The sequence below is a fragment of the Agrobacterium sp. NPDC090273 genome, from assembly GCF_044772305.1.
Taxonomy (GTDB): domain Bacteria; phylum Pseudomonadota; class Alphaproteobacteria; order Rhizobiales; family Rhizobiaceae; genus Agrobacterium.
In genome coordinates, this window is sequence record NZ_JBIVYN010000003.1 from 517,698 (window position 1) to 535,982 (window position 18,285).

At 58.2% G+C, this 18,285-nt stretch carries 18 protein-coding genes and 1 pseudogene; 10 read left to right on the forward strand and 9 right to left on the reverse strand.

Annotation, left to right across the window (positions count from 1 at the left end):
- The first annotated feature begins 97 nt into the window (after positions 1-97).
- The 4 genes from hflK to ACIQT8_RS11715 all read left to right on the forward strand — a co-directional run bounded on the left by hflK (position 98) and on the right by ACIQT8_RS11715 (position 4,732).
- A complete protein-coding gene (hflK, locus tag ACIQT8_RS11700) occupies positions 98-1,219 on the forward strand; it encodes an FtsH protease activity modulator HflK (protein WP_262523003.1) in 1,122 nt (373 codons plus the stop codon).
- Between the two features lies 1 nt (position 1,220).
- Positions 1,221-2,141 carry a protease modulator HflC gene (gene hflC / locus ACIQT8_RS11705; RefSeq protein WP_262523002.1) on the forward strand — a complete coding sequence of 307 codons (921 nt, stop codon included), beginning with the start codon at positions 1,221-1,223 and terminating at the stop codon, positions 2,139-2,141.
- 211 nt (positions 2,142-2,352) lie between these two features.
- Positions 2,353-3,897 (forward strand): Do family serine endopeptidase, encoded by a 1,545-nt coding sequence (locus tag ACIQT8_RS11710; RefSeq protein ID WP_400965268.1) that lies wholly within the window; start codon positions 2,353-2,355, stop codon positions 3,895-3,897.
- An 85-nt stretch (positions 3,898-3,982) separates the two neighbouring features.
- Positions 3,983-4,732: an SDR family oxidoreductase gene (locus ACIQT8_RS11715; RefSeq protein WP_400965271.1), complete on the forward strand. Its 750-nt coding sequence runs from the start codon at positions 3,983-3,985 to the stop codon at positions 4,730-4,732.
- 10 nt (positions 4,733-4,742) lie between these two features.
- On the opposite strand, the gene ACIQT8_RS11720 is transcribed toward ACIQT8_RS11715, so the two are convergent.
- Together ACIQT8_RS11720 and serB are read right to left on the reverse strand one after the other, a co-directional pair.
- Complete coding sequence (locus ACIQT8_RS11720; RefSeq protein WP_400965274.1) at positions 4,743-5,324, reverse strand: GNAT family N-acetyltransferase; 582 nt, start codon at positions 5,322-5,324, stop codon at positions 4,743-4,745.
- The gene (serB, locus tag ACIQT8_RS11725; RefSeq protein WP_400965277.1) at positions 5,321-6,211 is read right to left on the reverse strand and encodes a phosphoserine phosphatase SerB; all 891 of its coding nucleotides are present in this window, start codon (positions 6,209-6,211) and stop codon (positions 5,321-5,323) included. The genes ACIQT8_RS11720 and serB overlap by 4 nt, the downstream gene beginning before the upstream one ends.
- Between serB and miaA the strand changes: the two genes are divergently transcribed.
- Positions 6,210-7,106, forward strand: coding sequence for a tRNA (adenosine(37)-N6)-dimethylallyltransferase MiaA (gene miaA / locus ACIQT8_RS11730; protein WP_400965280.1), 897 nt, complete (start codon positions 6,210-6,212; stop codon positions 7,104-7,106). The genes serB and miaA overlap by 2 nt on opposite strands.
- Before the next feature lie 11 nt (positions 7,107-7,117).
- Here miaA and ACIQT8_RS11735 read toward each other — a convergent pair whose 3' ends face one another.
- Complete coding sequence (locus tag ACIQT8_RS11735; protein WP_400965283.1) at positions 7,118-9,112, reverse strand: ATP-binding protein; 1,995 nt, start codon at positions 9,110-9,112, stop codon at positions 7,118-7,120.
- Positions 9,113-9,490: 378 nt separating this feature from the next.
- Here ACIQT8_RS11735 and ACIQT8_RS11740 point away from each other — a divergent pair, with 378 nt between their 5' ends.
- From ACIQT8_RS11740 to ACIQT8_RS11755, 4 genes and pseudogenes are all read left to right on the forward strand, one after another.
- Complete coding sequence (locus tag ACIQT8_RS11740; protein WP_400965286.1) at positions 9,491-11,284, forward strand: acetolactate synthase 3 large subunit; 1,794 nt, start codon at positions 9,491-9,493, stop codon at positions 11,282-11,284.
- 21 nt (positions 11,285-11,305) lie between these two features.
- Complete coding sequence (ilvN, locus tag ACIQT8_RS11745; RefSeq protein ID WP_138790937.1) at positions 11,306-11,878, forward strand: acetolactate synthase small subunit; 573 nt, start codon at positions 11,306-11,308, stop codon at positions 11,876-11,878.
- 133 nt (positions 11,879-12,011) lie between these two features.
- Positions 12,012-12,379 (forward strand): annotated as a pseudogene (locus ACIQT8_RS11750) (ArsR/SmtB family transcription factor).
- On the forward strand, positions 12,372-12,905 hold the full coding sequence (locus ACIQT8_RS11755) for an SRPBCC family protein (RefSeq protein WP_400965290.1): 534 nt from the start codon (positions 12,372-12,374) through the stop codon (positions 12,903-12,905). Before ACIQT8_RS11750 ends, ACIQT8_RS11755 begins: the two are co-directional and overlap by 8 nt.
- Before the next feature lie 135 nt (positions 12,906-13,040).
- On the opposite strand, the gene ACIQT8_RS11760 is transcribed toward ACIQT8_RS11755, so the two are convergent.
- Positions 13,041-13,886 carry an aldo/keto reductase gene (locus ACIQT8_RS11760; protein ID WP_400965292.1) on the reverse strand — a complete coding sequence of 282 codons (846 nt, stop codon included), beginning with the start codon at positions 13,884-13,886 and terminating at the stop codon, positions 13,041-13,043.
- Positions 13,887-14,052: 166 nt separating this feature from the next.
- Between ACIQT8_RS11760 and ACIQT8_RS11765 the strand changes: the two genes are divergently transcribed.
- Positions 14,053-14,646: a LysE family translocator gene (locus ACIQT8_RS11765; RefSeq protein WP_400965295.1), complete on the forward strand. Its 594-nt coding sequence runs from the start codon at positions 14,053-14,055 to the stop codon at positions 14,644-14,646.
- Between the two features lie 9 nt (positions 14,647-14,655).
- Here the strand turns inward: ACIQT8_RS11765 and ACIQT8_RS11770 are convergent, their stop codons facing one another.
- The 5 genes from ACIQT8_RS11770 to ACIQT8_RS11790 all read right to left on the reverse strand — a co-directional run bounded on the left by ACIQT8_RS11770 (position 14,656) and on the right by ACIQT8_RS11790 (position 18,216).
- Complete coding sequence (locus ACIQT8_RS11770; protein WP_400965298.1) at positions 14,656-15,435, reverse strand: anti-sigma factor family protein; 780 nt, start codon at positions 15,433-15,435, stop codon at positions 14,656-14,658.
- Entirely contained in the window at positions 15,432-15,989 is a 558-nt protein-coding gene (locus ACIQT8_RS11775; protein ID WP_400965301.1) for an RNA polymerase sigma factor, read from the reverse strand. Before ACIQT8_RS11775 ends, ACIQT8_RS11770 begins: the two co-directional genes overlap by 4 nt.
- The gene (locus ACIQT8_RS11780; protein ID WP_400965304.1) at positions 15,973-16,347 is read right to left on the reverse strand and encodes a hypothetical protein; all 375 of its coding nucleotides are present in this window, start codon (positions 16,345-16,347) and stop codon (positions 15,973-15,975) included. Before ACIQT8_RS11780 ends, ACIQT8_RS11775 begins: the two co-directional genes overlap by 17 nt.
- A gap of 97 nt (positions 16,348-16,444) precedes the next feature.
- On the reverse strand, positions 16,445-16,924 hold the full coding sequence (locus ACIQT8_RS11785) for a DUF2269 family protein (RefSeq protein ID WP_400965307.1): 480 nt from the start codon (positions 16,922-16,924) through the stop codon (positions 16,445-16,447).
- Positions 16,925-16,932: 8 nt separating this feature from the next.
- Positions 16,933-18,216, reverse strand: coding sequence for an SDR family oxidoreductase (locus ACIQT8_RS11790; protein ID WP_400965310.1), 1,284 nt, complete (start codon positions 18,214-18,216; stop codon positions 16,933-16,935).
- Between the last annotated feature and the right edge of the window lie 69 nt (positions 18,217-18,285).

Sequence of the window (18,285 nt, forward strand, 5' to 3'; positions counted from 1 at the left end):
AACAGGCGCTTCTCCTTCCTATAACGAGGTCGATATTCCCGCCGGACGCGAGCGACCGGTTCGAACGGAGGCGGGAGGCTTATATAAAGAGGTATTGATGCCCTGGAGCAATCAAAATGGAGGCGGCGGCGGCCCTTGGGGCGGCGGCGGTGGAGGTAACAATCAGGGCGGCGGCGGCCCGTGGGGGCAGGGACCGAACCGGCCTCGCGGTGGCGGCGGTGGCGGCAATGGTGGCCCTCCGGATCTGGAAGAGATCATTCGTCGCAGCCAGGATCGTTTCAAGAACGTCATGCCGGGCAATTTCAACGGCGGCGTCGTTGCGATCATCGCCCTCGTTGTTCTCGTTTTCCTCGGTATCCAGTCCATCTATACCGTTCAGCCTGATGAGCGCGGCGTAGAGCTTCGTTTCGGCCGTCCGAAGGATGAAGTGTCGATGCCTGGCCTGCATTTCCATCTCTGGCCAATCGAGACCGTGGAAATCGTCAAGGTTACGGAGCAGCAGCAGAACATTGGTGCACGCGCCTCGTCGTCTTCGAGCAGCGGCGTGATGCTGACGGGTGACCAGAATATCGTCAACGTCCAGTTCTCGGTGCTCTTTACCGTTTCCGATCCGAAGTCCTATCTCTTCAACGTCGACAGCCCGTCCGAAACCCTGCAGCAGGTTTCCGAAAGCGCCATGCGTGAGGTTGTTGGCCGTCGTCCGGCGCAGGACATCTTCCGTGACAACCGTCAGGCTATCGCGGCCGACGTGCGCGCCATCATCCAGGCGACCATGGACGGTTACGGCGCCGGCATTTCCATCAATGCCGTGGCGATCGAAGATGCAGCTCCGCCGCGCGAAGTTGCCGACGCGTTTGACGAAGTACAGCGCGCCGAACAGGATGAAGACCGTTTCGTCCAGGAAGCCAACCAGTACGCCAACCAGAAGCTTGGTGCCGCACGCGGTCAGGCTGCGCAGATCCTCGAAGAAGCGAACGCTTACAAGTCGCGTGTCGTCAACGAGGCTCAGGGTGAGGCTCAGCGCTTCGTGTCGATCTACGACCAGTACCGCACAGCACCTGATGTTACGCGTCAGCGCATGTTCCTGGAAACCATGGAACAGGTTCTGAAGGGTTCTAACAAGGTCATCATCGACGAAAAGCAGGGCGTGGTACCTTATCTGCCTCTGAACGAAATCATGCGCGGCAATCCTGGCGCAGCACAGCAGGGGGGCAACTGATATGAGTAACCGTTTTACGGCCATTCTCGTCGGCCTCGCCGTTCTCCTGTTCTTCGGTTATTCGTCGGTCTTCGTCGTTAACGAGCGACAGCAGGCAATCGTTGTGCGCTTCGGTGAAATTCAGGATGTGAAGACCCAGCCGGGCCTCTACTTCAAGCTGCCTTTCGCCTTCATGGATGCCGATCGCGTTCAGTACATCGAAAACCGCGCCCTGCGTTTCGATCATGACAACATCCGCGTTCAGGTCTCAGGCGGCAAGTTCTACGAAGTCGATGCTTTCGTCGTCTATCGCATTACCGATGCCCGACGCTTCCGCGAAACCGTCTCCGGCGACCAGATGTCGGCAGAATCGCGTCTTCGTACCCGTCTCGATGCGTCGCTTCGCCGGGTCTACGGTCTGCGCGGCTTTGAAGCTGCACTGTCTGATGAACGTGCATCGATGATGCAGGACGTTCGCGACGATCTGCGTCCCGATGCGGAATCGCTTGGTCTCAGCATCGTCGACGTGCGCATTCGTCGTACCGATCTGACGCAGGAAGTCTCGCAGCAGACCTTCGACCGCATGAAGGCGGAACGTCTGGCCGAGGCGGAACTGATCCGCGCACGCGGTAACGAAGAAGGCCAGCGCCGTCGCGCTATCGCCGACCGTCAGGTTGTTGAACTGGAATCGGATGCGAGCCGTCAGTCGGAAGTGCTGCGCGGTGAGGGCGATGCCGAGCGTAACCGGATTTTCGGTGAAGCGTTCCAGCGCGATCCGAGCTTCTTCGAGTTCTATCGTTCCATGGCGGCTTACGCCACGGCGTTGAACGGGAATGGTACGACGCTGGTGCTTTCGCCTGACTCGACCTTCTTCCGCTACTTCAACAATATCGACGGCGCGCCGCCTGCGGCGCCAGCGGCACCTGCCGCGCCTGCGAACTGATCTAAAACGAGGCCGGTCACACCGGCCTCTTTCTTTTGCGCGCCTGAATTTCTGTGCGCGGCCCTTGCACCTGTTGCGGTTTGTTGTACGGCTTGATTGTGCGGGGCGGGAGGAATTGCCTGTTCACGAAAAGGTATTTTTACACTTCATCATTCCGCCTTATGCTTTGAGCATATAATCAGGCGATACTATTTGAAACGCGAGGACTCTTATGGCCCTGACCCTTCTTTCGCCCTTCCGTCACAGCATTGCCGCCGTTGCCGGCATCGCTGTCGTTGCAGGCGGCCTTACCATGCCGGTTGCAGCAAGAGCGCAAAGCAATGGGCCGGAATCGGTCGCCGATCTTGCGGCACCGCTGCTGGATGCGGTCGTGAACATTTCGACGTCCCAGAACGTCAAGACTGAGGGCAAAGGGCCGACACCGCCACGCCTGCCGGAAGGCTCGCCGTTCCAGGAGTTCTTCAAGGATTATTTCGACAATCAGAAGCCTGACAATGGCGGCAAGGTCAGTTCGCTTGGCTCGGGTTTCGTCATCGACCCGACCGGTTATGTTGTCACCAACAATCACGTCATTGAAGGCGCTGACGCGATCGAGGTCATTTTCCCGAATGGCACGAAGCTCAAGGCGAAGCTGGTTGGCACCGATACCAAAACGGACCTGTCGGTCCTTAAAGTTGAGCCAAAAGCACCATTGAAAGCCGTCAAGTTCGGCGATTCCCGCAGCATGCGCATTGGCGACTGGGTGATGGCGATCGGCAACCCGTTCGGTCTCGGTGGTTCGCTGACAGTCGGTGTGATCTCCGCACGTGGACGAAACATCAATGCCGGTCCCTACGACAACTTCATCCAGACGGATGCGGCGATCAACAAGGGCAACTCCGGCGGCCCGCTCTTCAACATGAAGGGCGAGGTCATTGGCATCAACACGGCGATCATTTCGCCAAGCGGCGGCTCGATCGGCATCGGATTTGCGGTTCCCACGGAGCTTGCCCAGAACATTGTCCAGCAGCTGATCGAATTCGGTGAAACGCGTCGCGGCTGGCTCGGCGTGCGCGTTCAGCCGGTTACCGATGATGTCGCGGCCAGCCTTGGCATGGAGACAGCCAAGGGCGCGCTGATTTCCGGCGTGGTAAAGGGTGGTCCGGTTGAAAACGGGCCGATCGAAGCCGGCGACGTTGTGCTGAAATTCGACGGCAAGGATATTCACGAAATGCGCGACCTGCCGCGCATCGTTGCGGAAAGCCCGGTCGGCAAGGAAGTCGATGTGGTGGTTCTGCGCGATGGCAAGGAGCAGACCGTGCGGGTCAAGCTTGGTCAGTTGCAGGATGCGGCTGACGAAAAGGCGTCTGCAGACGAACAGCAGGGCGAGGATGGAGACGGCTCCGTCGTCGTGCCGGAAGATGATGATGGTGCCGACGATCAGGCACAGGATCAGACCCCTGAGGTCCGCGAAGCTCCTCAAGCGGTTCTCGGTATGAACCTCGTGATGCTGAGCGATGAACTGCGCACCGAAAAGGGCATTGCCGAAAGCGTCGAAGGCGTTCTGGTCGCATCCGTTGATGCTGGCTCGCCTGCGGAACAGAAAGGCATGAAGGCGGGCGATGTGATCGTCGAAGTCGGACAGGACTTCATGGAAGTTCCGGGTGACGTGCTGGTTCGTGTCAATGGCCTGAAATCCGAAGGGCGCAAGAACGCGCACATGATGGTGGCCGACGCGCAGGGCAATCTACGGGTTGTCGCACTTCCAATCGAATAACACATTCGCTTCACCCGGCAGGAAACGGGTGGCTGACGCGGTGACGTGATCCTATTCCTTGCTCTCGCCAATGGAGGGCAAGGATATGAAACTGCTGAACAATAAGGTTGCAATCATCACCGGCGCGTCGTCTGGCATCGGCCGGGCGACGGCTCTGCTTTTTGCCGAACACGGGGCATCCGTCGTCATCAACGCACGTGGAGATGCGGCGCTGAAAGATGTTGCGCTGGCGGTTGCGGAGCGTGGTGGCCGTGCCCATGCCGTGACAGGCGATGTCGGATTGCCGGAAACCCATGCTCGTCTGGTTAATGCGGCCGAAGCGATTTTTGGCGGCCTCGATGTTGCCGTCAATAATGCGGGCGCGGTCGGTGCCATGAAACCGCTTGCGGAGCTGACACCGGATGAGTGGCATTACACCCTGACCGCCAATCTGACCTCGGCCTATCTGGGAGCGCATAGCCAGATCCCATCGATGCTGAAACGCGGTGGCGGCTCGCTCGTGTTTACGTCCAGCTTCGTCGGGACAAGCGTCGGTTTGCCGGGCATGGCGGCTTACGGCGCGTCGAAGGCGGCGCTGATGGGGTTGGTGAAGGGCATTACGGCGGATTATGCCGCACGTGGCATTCGCGCCAATGCGCTGTTGCCGGGCGGGGTAGATACAGCGATGGCAGGCGATGATGCGCAGAAAGAGTGGGCGGCAAGCCTGCATGCCTTGAAACGCATTGCGCAGCCGGAGGAACTGGCACAGGCCGCGCTGTTTCTCGCCAGTTCGATGTCCAGCTTTGTGGCAGGCTCGGCGCTTTATTCCGATGGTGGCAACGCGGCGGTGAAATAGCTGATGTCGCTTACTTTGCGGTCTCGCTTCTGGTCGCCCACCATTCTTCGAGGCTCAGCGCATAGGTGACGTGCCTGCGGAGATGAGGATGGGTGGCTTCGGGCACACGCGGGTGGTCGAAGTCGCGCGATTGATCACGTTTCAGACCGATGCGCTCCATGACTGAGGTGGAGCGATGGTTGTTATGGACGGCGAAGGAGACGATTTCCGGCGTCTCCTTTTCATCGAAGGCCATCGACAGAAGCGATTTTGCCGCCTCCGTTACATAGCCATGTCCCCAGTAGCGCGTCGCCAGCCGCCAGCCGATTTCCATCGTGCCGAGCGGGAAGGGCGGGTCGAGATTCATGACGGGCGAGATGCCGCAGAAACCCATTGCCTCTGCGGTTTCCTTGAGCTCCATAGCGTAAAAGCCGTAGCCGCTGCCACGGATCATGCCATTGATGGTTTCGAGCACCGCGTCCGCTTCCGCGTGGCTGCGACGGAAAGGAAAAAACTCCATGACTTTGGCGTCCGCGTTGATTTCGCGGAACAGGTCGCGGTCGCTTTCCTTCCATTCGCGCAGAATGAGCCGAGGTGTCTCGCGAATGATCATGCGCTAACGAAATCCGTCTTGCGGTAGCCCTGAATGTAAAGCAGTGCGGTCAGATCGCCGTGGTCAATCCGCATCTGGGCCTCGGCCGCGACGGCCGGCTTGGCGTGCAGGGCCACGCCGGAGCCTGCGAGATGCAGCATGCCGAGGTCGTTGGCGCCATCACCAACCGCCATTGCTTCATCCGGCGTGATGCCAAGCTTCGAGGCGATGTCGTTCAGTGCATCCACCTTTGCCTGCTTGCCGAGAATGGGTTCGGCAACGGTGCCGTCGAGCTGTCCATCCGCTTCACCCAACAGGTTGGCGCGGTTTTCATCAAAACCGAGCATGGCTGCGACCCGACCTGTAAAGACGGTGAAGCCGCCCGAAACGAGCGCCGTATAGTACCCTTTGGCCTTCATGGTGGCGATCAGTTCCCTGCCGCCGGGCGTCAGCGTGATGCGCTTTTCAATGACATCGTCGACGACGGAAACGGGGAGGCCCTTGAGCAGGGCAACGCGTTCGCGCAAGGCCGGTTCGAAAGCGATCTCGCCATTCATGGCACGAGCGGTGATCGCGGAGACCTTCTCCTTGAGGCCGACTTCAGCGGCCAGCTCATCAATGCATTCCTGGCCGATCATGGTCGAGTCCATATCGGCAATCAGGATTTTCTTGCGGCGTGTTTCCTGGTCCTGAACCACGACGTCGATTTTTTCACCACCGACAGATGCGCGCAGGGCATCATAGGCTGAAGCAATATCCGATCCTTCAGGCAGGACGATATCGCAGGCAATTCCGTCTGCCAGCCAGTAGAGACCGGAGGCTTTCACGGCCTTCGCGGCCGCTTCGCCGAGGGCAGATGTCAGAACAGGATTTGACGGATTGGCGATAAGCGTGGCAACGAGAGCCATGATGAAAAACCTTGATGACAATTTTGATGCGATCCTGATAACCGGCCCGACGGCAAGCGGCAAGTCCGCGCTTGCGCTTCGTCTGGCTCGGGAACGGGGTGGCGTCGTCATCAATGCCGACAGCATGCAGGTTTATGACACACTTCAGGTGCTGACAGCGCGGCCCTCCGAGGACGAAATGGAGGGTGTTCCGCACCGTCTCTACGGCCATGTTGCAGCAAGCCGGCTTTATTCGACCGGTGAATGGCTGCGCGACATGGCCGCTCTTCTGCAGCAGTTGCGCGCGGAAGGTCTGTTCCCCGTAATTGTTGGCGGGACAGGGCTTTATTTCAAGGCGCTGACCGGCGGTCTTTCGGATATGCCTGCCATTCCGGCCGATATTCGGGACGGACTTCGCGACCGTTTGTTGCAGGAGGGAGCGGAGGTTCTCCACAAGGAGCTTTTCGGTCGAGACCCCGAAATGGCGCGAGTGCTGAAAGAAGGCGATGGCCAGCGCATTGTACGTGCCCTTGAGGTCCTTGAAACCACCGGAAAATCGATCCGCGATTTCCAGCAGGCGCGTGGCCCCGTGATTGTCGACGCCGACCGCGCCCGGAAATTTGTCGTTCTGCCAGAACGCCCCGTGCTGCATGCCCGCATTAACAGCCGTTTTGAAAAGATGATGGAAAGCGGTGCTGTGGACGAGGTGAAAGCACTTTTGGCGCTTGGTTTGCCGGAAGATGCGACAGCGATGAAGGCAATCGGTGTTACGCAGATCGCAGCGATGCTATCCGGTCAGATGAGCGAAGCCGAGGTCATCGAGAAATCAGCGGCTGCGACACGCCAATACGCCAAACGCCAGATGACCTGGTTTCGTAACCAGATGGGAGAGGACTGGGAGCGCATTCAGCCGTGAGGCTGGCGGCTTCAATCCTTGCGATAAAGACTGCCGAGTGGTTTTTTAAGCAGACTTTCGCGCAGCGACGGTCTGTTTTCGACCGGTGGCGGGGCGTTCTGCGCCTGCAACTGGAAAGAGGCCTTCCGCAGGTCGTTGACTGGGTCGGCTTGGGCAGGCTGCGCACTGCGTCCGGGCAACATGTCTGGACGATAGGGTTCGTAGCCGCGCGTGCCTTCAACCGTATTTGACGGGCTGTGCAGTTCCTGTCGCCAGTTCTGTGTTTCTTCAGTCTCCTGCGGTTCCGGTGTCTCGGAGACCGGGAATGCGGCATCGAAGCTCTGCTGGAAGCCGGAGATCGTTGGCTTTGCCGCGGCTCGCATGCGTGTGACGATGGAGCTCAGATCGACTGTATCAGGCGTTTCCTGTACCGCATGGGTGGTGGCACCACTGGCTTTCGGCAGCTTGGCAGTGGGAACGCGGTCAAAGCGCATCCGCATAGGCACACTGACAGCCTCACCAAAGGCGATTGCTTCGCCGTTGCCGATCGACGACAGGAAGCTTGTGGTCGATGTCGACGAGTTCGGCACCGCAGAAAGAATGATCTTCTGGTCGTTCTCGTTGGAGAGACGCATGGCAAAAACCGTCGAGCACTGCGACAGGATCGTCTGATCCAATTCGCTCGGCCGCTGGCTGATGACGCCGAGAGAAATGCCGTATTTGCGACCTTCCTTGGCAATCTGGGCAATCGCCTGCCGGGTCGGGAAAAAGCCGCGCTCCGGGTCTGCCGGAACATAGCGGTGCGCTTCCTCGCAAACCACCAGCATATGCAGCGAACCACGTGCCAGAACGGCAAGTTCAAACGACATGCGGCAAAGCACCGAGGCAACGGAGTTTACGACTTCAGAGGGAATACCGGAGAGCTGGAAGACAGAGATTGGTTTGCCATCGCCGGGAACACGGAAAATATGTGCCAGCGTTTCCATGATCGTGTCGCTGATCGTGTTGCTGGAGAACATGAAGTGATAGCGCGGATCATTGATCGCAGAGAGGATACGGATCTTGAGCGAGCGCAAGGCGGGCTTGTCGCTGCGTCCTTCAAGTCGGCCGATCCGTTCGTCGATCATCGCCAGCAGGTCGGCGATCCGATAGGGAATGGGCGAGTCCGAGGTGACCGCGCTCTTGTCGGAGCTGCGCCGAACGGCAGAACCCTCTGATCCCCGGAAAACCCGTTTTGCATCGGGGATAAGATCACGAAGGATGTCCATCTCTTCAGGAACCGGCTTTCGCCCGCGAAACACCACTTCGGCAAACTCATCCAGTCGCATCAGCCAGAAAGGCAGATCGAGCGTATCGGTGTCGATGACGACGGAATTGCTGGGGAAGGCGGCGGCGAATTCGTTATGCGGATCGAGAATGAGGATACGAAGTTTCGGGTCGGTTTCGATTGCCTTGTTGAGCAGCAATGAAACAGCGGTCGATTTGCCAACGCCCGTGGAGCCGACGACGGCAAAGTGTTTGGCCAGCATCTGCGGAATGCTGATCGTGGCGTCGATGGCATCGTCCTGTGTGAGCTTGCCAATGACACAGGCGTCGCGCTTGCCGCTGTCGTAGATTTTCGAGAGATCGCTTGTGCGGATGCGATGCGCCACGGCGCCAAGATAAGGATATCGTGAGATGCCGGTCGAGAAGCGTTCGCTGCCATCTTCCGTCCGGTAGACTTCACCCAGCAGGTCGACCTCAATCAGCAACGTGTTGCTACCGTCGCTCGACCAGCCGTCGTCTTTGGTGCGCATCGAGCAGGTGAGGGCGGCAACCCGGCTGGTGCCCATCTCGATGGAGATAAGGCGGCCCACGGACCAGAGTTGTGAAAGATCGGTGGAACCGGGATCGGTATCTGCGGCGATTGTGGCGCGTGCGCCATCGCAGGCGATCACACGCCCAAGCTGCCGATTGGGCGCTTGCTGGCTGGATCGTCGCTCGTTTTCGTCCGTCCTGGACGATGAATAAAACTCGCCGTTGTTCACATGTCATCCCGGGCGCTGGACAAGACCGCATTTCGGACAGCGCCTGTGCTTTCCAGAATAAGATGAACCTATTTAACAACTGGTGTAGCGATATCGTTCGAAAATTTCGTTTTGGCGGTCGTTCTGGCAATAAAATGAACGGAAGATGATTTTTTCCGCAATATGCGTTGACGGCTGCCGCGTTTGTGGCTAACACTCCGCCCCATGAAAAATCTTAACGTACTTATCGTGGTGGGACGGCGCATGGGCAGGATGGTGTAACCATCCGGCGAAAGCACCCATGCGCTAAACGAGGCTCCTCTAGGGGCCTTTTTTTATGTCTTCACACGGGCCGTAAGGCTCAGCGATATCCAAAGCCAACTCGGGATGGAACAGGCAATGACGGATAAGGACAATACGGAAAACAGCAATCGCATGACGGGCGCGGAAATCGTTCTGAAAGCCCTCAAGGATAACGGTGTGGAGCACATCTTCGGTTATCCGGGCGGTGCCGTCCTTCCGATTTATGACGAGATTTTCCAGCAGGAAGACATTCAGCATATCCTCGTGCGCCATGAACAGGGCGCCGGCCATGCGGCCGAAGGTTATGCCCGTTCCACTGGTAAGGTCGGCGTCATGCTTGTCACCTCCGGTCCTGGTGCCACCAACGCGGTTACGCCTCTGCAGGACGCGTTGATGGACAGCATTCCGCTCGTCTGCATTTCCGGCCAGGTTCCGACCACACTGATCGGTTCCGATGCGTTTCAGGAGTGCGACACGGTTGGTATTACGCGCCCCTGCACCAAGCACAACTGGCTGGTAAAGGACGTCAACGAACTGGCTGGCATCATCCATGAGGCTTTCCGCATCGCACAGACCGGCCGTCCGGGTCCGGTTGTCGTTGACGTTCCCAAGGATATCCAGTTTGCCACCGGTACCTATACGCCGCCTTCCGCGGCTGTTCAGCAGAAGAGCTACAAGCCGAAGGTCCAGGGCGATCTGAACGCCATTCATGCGGCCATCGAATTGATGTCGAAGGCGAAAAAGCCTGTTTTCTATACGGGCGGCGGCGTTATCAACTCCGGGCCGGAAGCAACCCGCTTGCTGCGCGAACTGGTCGAACTGACCAATTTCCCGATTACCTCGACCCTGATGGGGCTCGGTGCCTATCCCGCATCTGGCAAGAACTGGCTCGGCATGCTGGGCATGCACGGATCTTACGAAGCCAACATGACCATGCACGATTGCGATGTCATGGTTTGTATCGGTGCGCGCTTCGATGACCGTATTACCGGCCGTCTGAATGCGTTTTCGCCGAACTCCAAGAAGATCCACATCGATATCGATCCGTCTTCGATCAACAAGAACGTTCGTGTCGACGTTCCGATCATCGGCGATGTCAGCCATGTTCTGGAGGATATGGTTCGCCTGTGGCGTGCGCTGCCGAAGAAGCCTGAGAAAGCGCAGACGGCAGACTGGCACCAGCAGATCGATCGTTGGCGTGCCCGCAATTCCTTCGCCTACAAGAACTCAAACGATGTCATCATGCCGCAATACGCGCTTCAGCGTCTGTATGAGGCGTCGAAGGGACGTGACACCTACATCACCACCGAAGTCGGCCAGCATCAGATGTGGGCAGCGCAGTTCTTCGGTTTCGAAGAACCGAACCACTGGATGACATCCGGTGGCCTCGGCACCATGGGGTATGGTCTGCCTGCCGCCATCGGCGTTCAGGTTGCCCATCCGGATGCGCTGGTCATCGACGTTGCCGGTGATGCCTCGATCCAGATGTGCATTCAGGAAATGTCCTGCGCCATCCAGTATAACCTGCCGGTCAAGATCTTTATTCTGAACAACCAGTATATGGGCATGGTTCGTCAATGGCAGCAGTTGCTGCATGGCAACCGCCTGTCCAACTCCTATACCGAAGCGATGCCTGATTTCGTCAAGCTGGCGGAAGCTTACGGCGCGGTCGGCATGTACTGCGACGACCCGAGGGAACTGGACGACAAGATTGCTGAGATGATTGCGGTCAAGAAACCGGTTATCTTCGATTGCCGCGTTGCCAATCTTGCCAATTGCTTCCCGATGATCCCGTCTGGTAAAGCCCATAACGAGATGCTGTTGCCGGATGAGGCGACGGACGAGGCTGTTGCCAATGCCATCGACGCCAAGGGCCGTCAGCTGGTTTAAGAGCGGGAAGAGGAAAACGACATGAACGCACACCTACAACCCACCGGCTCTGCCTACTTCATCCAGAAGGAAACGGCGGTTGCGGAAAACCACACGCTGTCGGTTCTCGTCAACAACGAGCCCGGCGTGCTTGCCCGCGTCATCGGCCTGTTTTCAGGCCGGGGCTACAACATCGAAAGCCTTACGGTTTCGGAGACGGAACATGAGGCGCATCTGTCGCGTATCACCATCGTGACCCGTGGCACGCCGGTCGTTCTGGAGCAGATCAAGGCCCAGTTGGAGCGCATCGTTCCTGTGCACCGGGTTCTCGATCTGACAGTCCGCGCTCGCGAGTTGGGGCAGGAGCGGCCGATCGAGCGCGAAGTGGCGCTTATCAAGGTTGCCGGTGCCGGCGAAGACCGTGCCGAGGCTCTGCGTCTTGCCGATGCGTTCCAGGCCAAGGTGGTCGATGCAACGGTCGAACATTTCATTTTTGAAATCACCGGTAAGTCGTCGAAAATCGACCAGTTCGTGGCGATCATCAAGCCTCTCGGCCTGATCGAAATCTGCCGAACCGGTATCGCTGCCATGAACCGTGGCTCGCAGGGCATGTAAAAACGCCCCCTAAGCCTTGTTTCCGATATAACGCCCGTGGGAAACCGCGGGCGTTTTTGTTTGGGCGGGCACCCTTGCAGAGTTATTCAACCATTCGGTTGACTTTCCCTGTCGAGCGCTTATATTCAACAATATGGTTGAATTACTTGCTCCTCATCTAGACACCGTCTTTCATGCCCTCGGCGACGCGACACGCCGCACGATGCTGCGCGAGTTGTCGCGTGGTGAGCGGACGGTCAGCCAACTGGCAGAGCCATTCGACATGTCGCTGGCAGCAGCGTCCAAGCATATCAAGACGTTGGAGAACGCCGGTCTCATCCAGCGGGAGGTGAGGGGGCGCACCCATTTTTGTCGCCTGGCGCCGGGGCCGCTGGCAGAGGCGCATGAGTGGCTCGATTTCTACAGGCAGTTCTGGAACAGCCGTCTCGATGTTCTCGAACAGATGCTCAGGGAGCACGATCAGGAAAACCCATTCTAAACGGAGGAAATGACAATGACTGATGTTGTAATGCCCGACGCTTATGGCCGGATTGTCGAGCCAGCGACCGTGAAGATCGAGCGACTTTTGCCGGGACCGATCGAGCGGGTCTGGTCCTATCTGACGGACAGCGATCTTCGCCGCCGCTGGCTGGCTTCCGGTGAGATGAAACTGGCCGCCGGGGCACCCTTCGAACTCGTCTGGCGAAACGATGAATTGACGGACCCACCCGGCAAGCGCCCCGACGGTTTTTCGGAGGAGCACAAGATGGCAAGCCGTATCATCACCGTCATTCCGCCGCACCGGCTTGTGTTTAGCTGGGATGAAGGTGGTGAAGTGTCGATCGAACTGCAGGCCCTAGGCAAAGAGGTGTTGCTGACGCTCGTTCATCGTCGGCTCGCCAACCGCGCGGAAATGCTGGGTGTCAGCTCCGGCTGGCACGTCCATCTCGATATTCTTGCCAATCTCCTGCACGACAAGGCGCCCGGTCCTTTCTGGGATCGGTGGCTGGTGTTGAAAAAGGAATATGAATACCGAATTCCGCGTTAAGTGCTTTCTTGAATGCAAGAGCCGTCCGGTTGACCGGGCGGCTTTCTTTGACTTTCAAAGTGTCGTTCGGCTTTGATAATCTGATTCAAGCTGTTGCCGGACCGATTCCGGAAACACCGTCATCTTCATGACATATCACAGCATTTCGAGAGCGATCTTGCTGGACGGTGGCGGGAAGGCAGCATCGAGCGCTGCCCAGTCTTCTTCGGTGATTTCAAGCTCAATCGCGCCGCGATTTTCCTCGACACGTTCCGGTCTTGCGGATTTCGGAATGGCGATAACGCCGTCGCGTTCCAGCAGGAACGCCAATGCGAGTTGGGCCGGCGTGGCCTGATAGGCTTTGGCAATATGGATCAGAGCATGGTTGTCGAGGATGCGTCCCTGTTCGATCGGCGAGTACGCCATGACCGGAATGCTGCGTTCCTGACACCAGGGAAGGAGATCGAATTCCGGTCCTCGTCGGGAGAGATTATACAGCACCTGATTGGCAGCACATTTGTTGCCATCGGGGACATCGAAGAGTTCTTCCATATCGTCGACATCGAAGTTCGAAACGCCCCAGTCAACGATCTTGCCCTGCGTTTTCAGCTTCTCGAAAGCAGCGACGGTTTCCTCCAGAGGATTTCCACCGCGCCAATGCAGGAGGTAGAGATCCAGGCGGTCGGAGCCGAGTCTGGCCAGACTACGCTCGCAAGCCTCGATCGTGCCCGCAGCACTGGCATTCCATGGGTAGATCTTACTGACCAGAAACACCTCGTCGCGACGGCCGGTAATCGCCTTGCCGACGACCTCTTCGGATTTGCCATCAGCGTACATCTCAGCGGTGTCGATCAACGTCATGCCGACGTCGATGGCCTTGCGTATGCTGCGGATTTCCTGCGTTTCACCGGCGCGCTGCTCGCCCATGTTCCATGTGCCAAGGCCAAGGGCAGGGATCTCTTTCCCCGAAGGTAAGGATACGGATGGAATATCGTCGTTCATCGGCGTGCTCCCATGATCAATGAGTGGACAATAGCGACTTGCCCCACCTTCTCAACAGACAATCCCAAGATCTCGATCCATCAAAAGAATTGACCTTGGCGATTAGGCGTTAAGGCTGGCTAGTCCACCTCGAGGGGGATAAATTCCCTGTCTTCGAGGAGACGCCATGACAATCGAGACCTTCATCGCGCTGGTGTTGTTTGCCTTCACCACGTCCATTACGCCCGGACCGAACAACATGATGCTGTTTGCTTCCGGAGTGAATTTCGGTTTTCGCCGGACCATCCCGCACATGCTGGGCATTGGCGTGGGGTTTCTGTCGCTTCTCATCGGTGTCGGTCTTGGTCTCGGTGCGTTGCTGCACTCGGTCCCGTTGCTCTATACGGCGCTGAAATTCGCAGGCGGTATCTATCTGCTCTGGATTGCCTGGAAGATCGGCACATCCAGAAGTCTCAGCGATGGAACGACCGGGGCAGAGCCCATGACGTTCATCGGTGCTGCCGCCTTCCAGTGGGTCAATCCGAAGGCATGGGTCATGGCCGTCACGGCAATGGCGACCTATACGAACGAAGATCAGTACTTCTTCACCGTGATGCTCGTCGGGGTGGCTTTCGCAGCCGTCAATCTGCCCAGCGTCTCGACATGGGCAGGTTTTGGCTCAGCGTTACGGGACTGGTTATCCGTTCCGGTCCGGCTGAAGTGGTTTAACATTACCATGGCCGTGCTGTTGGTGATCAGCCTGTGGCCGATGTTGAAATAGCCACGGACTCTAGGTCGGAAACTGGCGATAACATTCCTCGGCGATCTTCTGGACTTCCGCCTGCGTCAGTTCCGCCGATACGGCGTAACCAAGTTCGTTGTCGATCCAGTAGAAGGTCTCGATGCCATCGGCACTTGCCATGCGGAAGCTAGTGGTGCGGTTTTCTTCGTTGTGACCGATGAGGACGGTGACGCGTTTTCCGGTCTTGTCCTGGTACATCAGCATGGCGCCGGGTTTGCCGCTGACTGGCACCAGACGACCGCCGACAAGATCGTAACCGAGTTTCGTCAGATCCGGGATGGCAAAGGGATAGCCCAGCCGCTTGCCCAGCCATGTCGCCAGATGCTGCTGTTCCGAGGCGCCGACCTCTACAGGATGGCGTACCTCACTGGCATAGATCAGATAGGCGGATTTCGCCTGCGTCGAAATATCTGCTGTTTGCAGTCCGGGTTCGTTGTCAGGCGCCCCGGTGGGTAGAAGTCTGCCGGTTGTCGCTCCCGCTGCGAAGATCAATACTGCGGCGGCAGTCCGCACCAGGACGGACTTCCAGCGTGTGGAAGAGGGATCGATTTTCCCCGCCAGCATCGTGGCGTCATCGGGGCGGGATGCCTCATAAGGCGCAAAGGCACTGCGCAGCATTGCTGCCTGCTGTTTCCAGGCTTCGACGCGCTCCAGTTCGTCAGGCCGCTCGGAAAGCCACGCCTCGACGATTGCCTTCTGCTCGTCGGAAAGAAGCCCGTCGGCATAAGCATGCAAATCGTCTTCGGTAATGGCGTCCAGCCTGTTCATTTCGGTCTCCGCAGGGGAATGATATTGTTTGTCGCCAGATGCTGGCGCAATGTTTCGCGGGCGCGTGACAGCCGCGACATGACGGTACCGACCGGTATCGACATCGTTTCCGCCGCTTCCTGATAACTGTAGCCTTCCACTGTCACCAGAATCAGCACTGCACGCATATCGGGTGCCAAGAGCGCCAGGGCGCCATGAAGCCGGTCGTTTTCGAGCGTGTCGCCCAGCACGTCGCCGCCCGTTATATTTTCGTGGTCTTCAAGGCTTTCGGATGGATGCCGCCGCTCGAACCGGTGCCGGTTGCGGTAAAGGTTTGTCATGATGGTGTAAGCCCATGACTTCAAACCTGTTCCGCGCCATTGCCGACGATTGGCAAGCGCTTTTTCCACGCAGTCCTGTAGCAGATCCTCGCCATCGGCGTCGGTGTGGGAGAGGCTGCGAGAGTAACGCCGCAGCGCCGGCATCAATGCCAGCATTTCCGCCTCGAAAGAGCCAGGAGCGGGGGAAGAATTCCCCCGCGGTCTGTCGTTCATGCCATCAGGGTTTTGCGGCATCCCACACACCGTTCACGCCATCACCGGTAGCATCGCCTGTTTTCATGTCCTTGACCCAGTAATAGAGCGGCATGCCATCCTTGGCCCATTGTTTCTTGCCGTCCTTGCGTGTCACGATCGAATAGGCACCGTCTGCCTTGTCGCTATCGGCGGCGAAGAAGGGCGGCCAGTTGGTCGCGCATTTGTCGTAACAATTGGATACGCCCTTCTTGTCGTTCTTGAAAGTGTAGAGCGTCATGCCTTTTGCGCCCGCAAGCACGTTGCCCTTTTCGGTCTTGACGGTTTCGACCATTGGCGCGGCATAAGCTGACCCGGCAAGCGCCAGAACGAGGGCGGGGGCGATAAAGCGGATATTCATGGACTAATCCTCCTTGGTTGCAGGCGATGTTTTCGCCAACGATCAATGAGACACCGCAGGTCTGCGTTTTATTCCCGGCTGCCGGAAAAAAGTTTCTCTAGCTCCAGATCGGAATGTCGGGTTTCATCAACATCAGCCAGATGATGCCGACCACCGCAAAAAATGCCGGAAAACCGCAGGCGAACCAGATGCGATAGAGACGAAACCATTGCGCAGGCAAAGGTGTGCCAGCCGTGGCGGAAGCCCGGGCGATATCGCGTAACCGTATCTGTATCCACACCACGGGCAGCCAGAAGATACCGGTGAGAACATAAAGCAGCAGGGACAGAAAAACCCAGCCTTCGGTCAGCGGCCAACCGATGATGTCGGCCAGCAGATAGCCGGTAATCGGCTGAAAGACAGCGGCTGTCGCCGTAAAGACCGTATCGGCAATGACAACAGTTCCCGCCACGTGAGCGATCAGCGCCGGGTTTTCGGTTCTGCGTGCCATCACCATGAAGAAGGCAATACCGGCGCCGGTGCCGAACAAGACGGTCGCGCCAATGACGTGGGCAAGGCGAATGATCTCTTCAAGCATGGTGCGGTTTATCGTTCATCGAGGATTGCCATAGCGGCAAGTGTCAGGGTGGTGGAGGGCAGGACTTTGACAAGCGGCCCCAGCGGATCGAGCCACAGTGCCGGTTCGAGTATGGTGCCTCCGGCTAGATAGGAGGCGGTCACCAGCAACATGCCGAGCATGGCTTTGAGAGCATAGGGCCTCAGCAGAACAGCGATGCCAAGTCCGATGTCGATCAGGCACGTCGCCACTGTCAGCACCAGCGCCGACGTTTCCGGCATGAAGGGCAAGAAATGGCTGGATGCTCTCGTCAGTTCGAGAAGCGGGATCACTCCGGACAGCAGCCAAAACACGGAAAGACAGACGATGAAGACGGGTTTCAGCAGGAAGAGCCGTGCGAACCAAAGATCCTGAACGCCGGACGGATTGCCGGCCAGTGTCTGACTGGCAGTTTTGAACGCAAAGCCCTGCATACGGGCGCCGTCTGCGGTCACGCCTTGTGACATTACCGCCATCGCGGTGGAGCGGAGCGGGGAGCGCCAGCCAAGCGAACCCGCCAGATCTGCTGCCCAACTGACCGGCTTTGCCAGCCATACAGGCAAGGATATGGTTTTCGCCTCTGCCAGTCCCAGCCATTGTCTATGCATTCCAACCAGGTCGCCTAGTGTCAGTAACTGGTCGGCGGCCAGATGCAGGTCGCTTCCGGGAGCAATCTCTCCACGAATGGCTTGCGAAACGGCCTCGGTCACGTCGTCCAGGGCGACCGTTTGAACCGGGCTTTGCGAATGGACGAGCGGAATTAAACAGGGAATACTTGCCAGTGCTCGCAGCAGCGCTGTCCCGCCATGGGCGTTGCGTCCAATCACCAGAGCCGGGCGCAGGATGATGTGCGGTACACCGCTTGCGGCCAAGGCATCGTCGGCACGCTGTTTGGTTGACAGGAATGGTGTCTCCGCGGCCGACCCTGTGGTGCGGGCCGATATCTGCACGATCAACCTGTTGCCGTCATCGGCGTTGGCCTGATAGAGGGCGCGCATCGCCTTTTCCTGTGTGGCGGCAAGATCGTCCGAAAGACCGTCCTGCAGCGCCCCGGCGCAATTGACGACAGTGTCGTGTCGTCCGAGCAGCAAATGCCAGTCGGCTGGCTGCGTCATGAGAGCGAGATCGGCGGTAACCCATTCCGCAAAGGCAAATTTCCGTCTTGCAGATGCCGTCGTTCGGCCCAGACCGGTGACAGCATGGCCATCGGCAGCAAGCCTGCGGGCAATTTCAGAGCCGATGAAACCGGTCGCGCCAAGAATCAGAATTTTCATGCACCAACTCTATTCATGGATGTGCGCCGCCGCTATCGCCATTCCTGGCTGATGAAACAAAGAATGCGC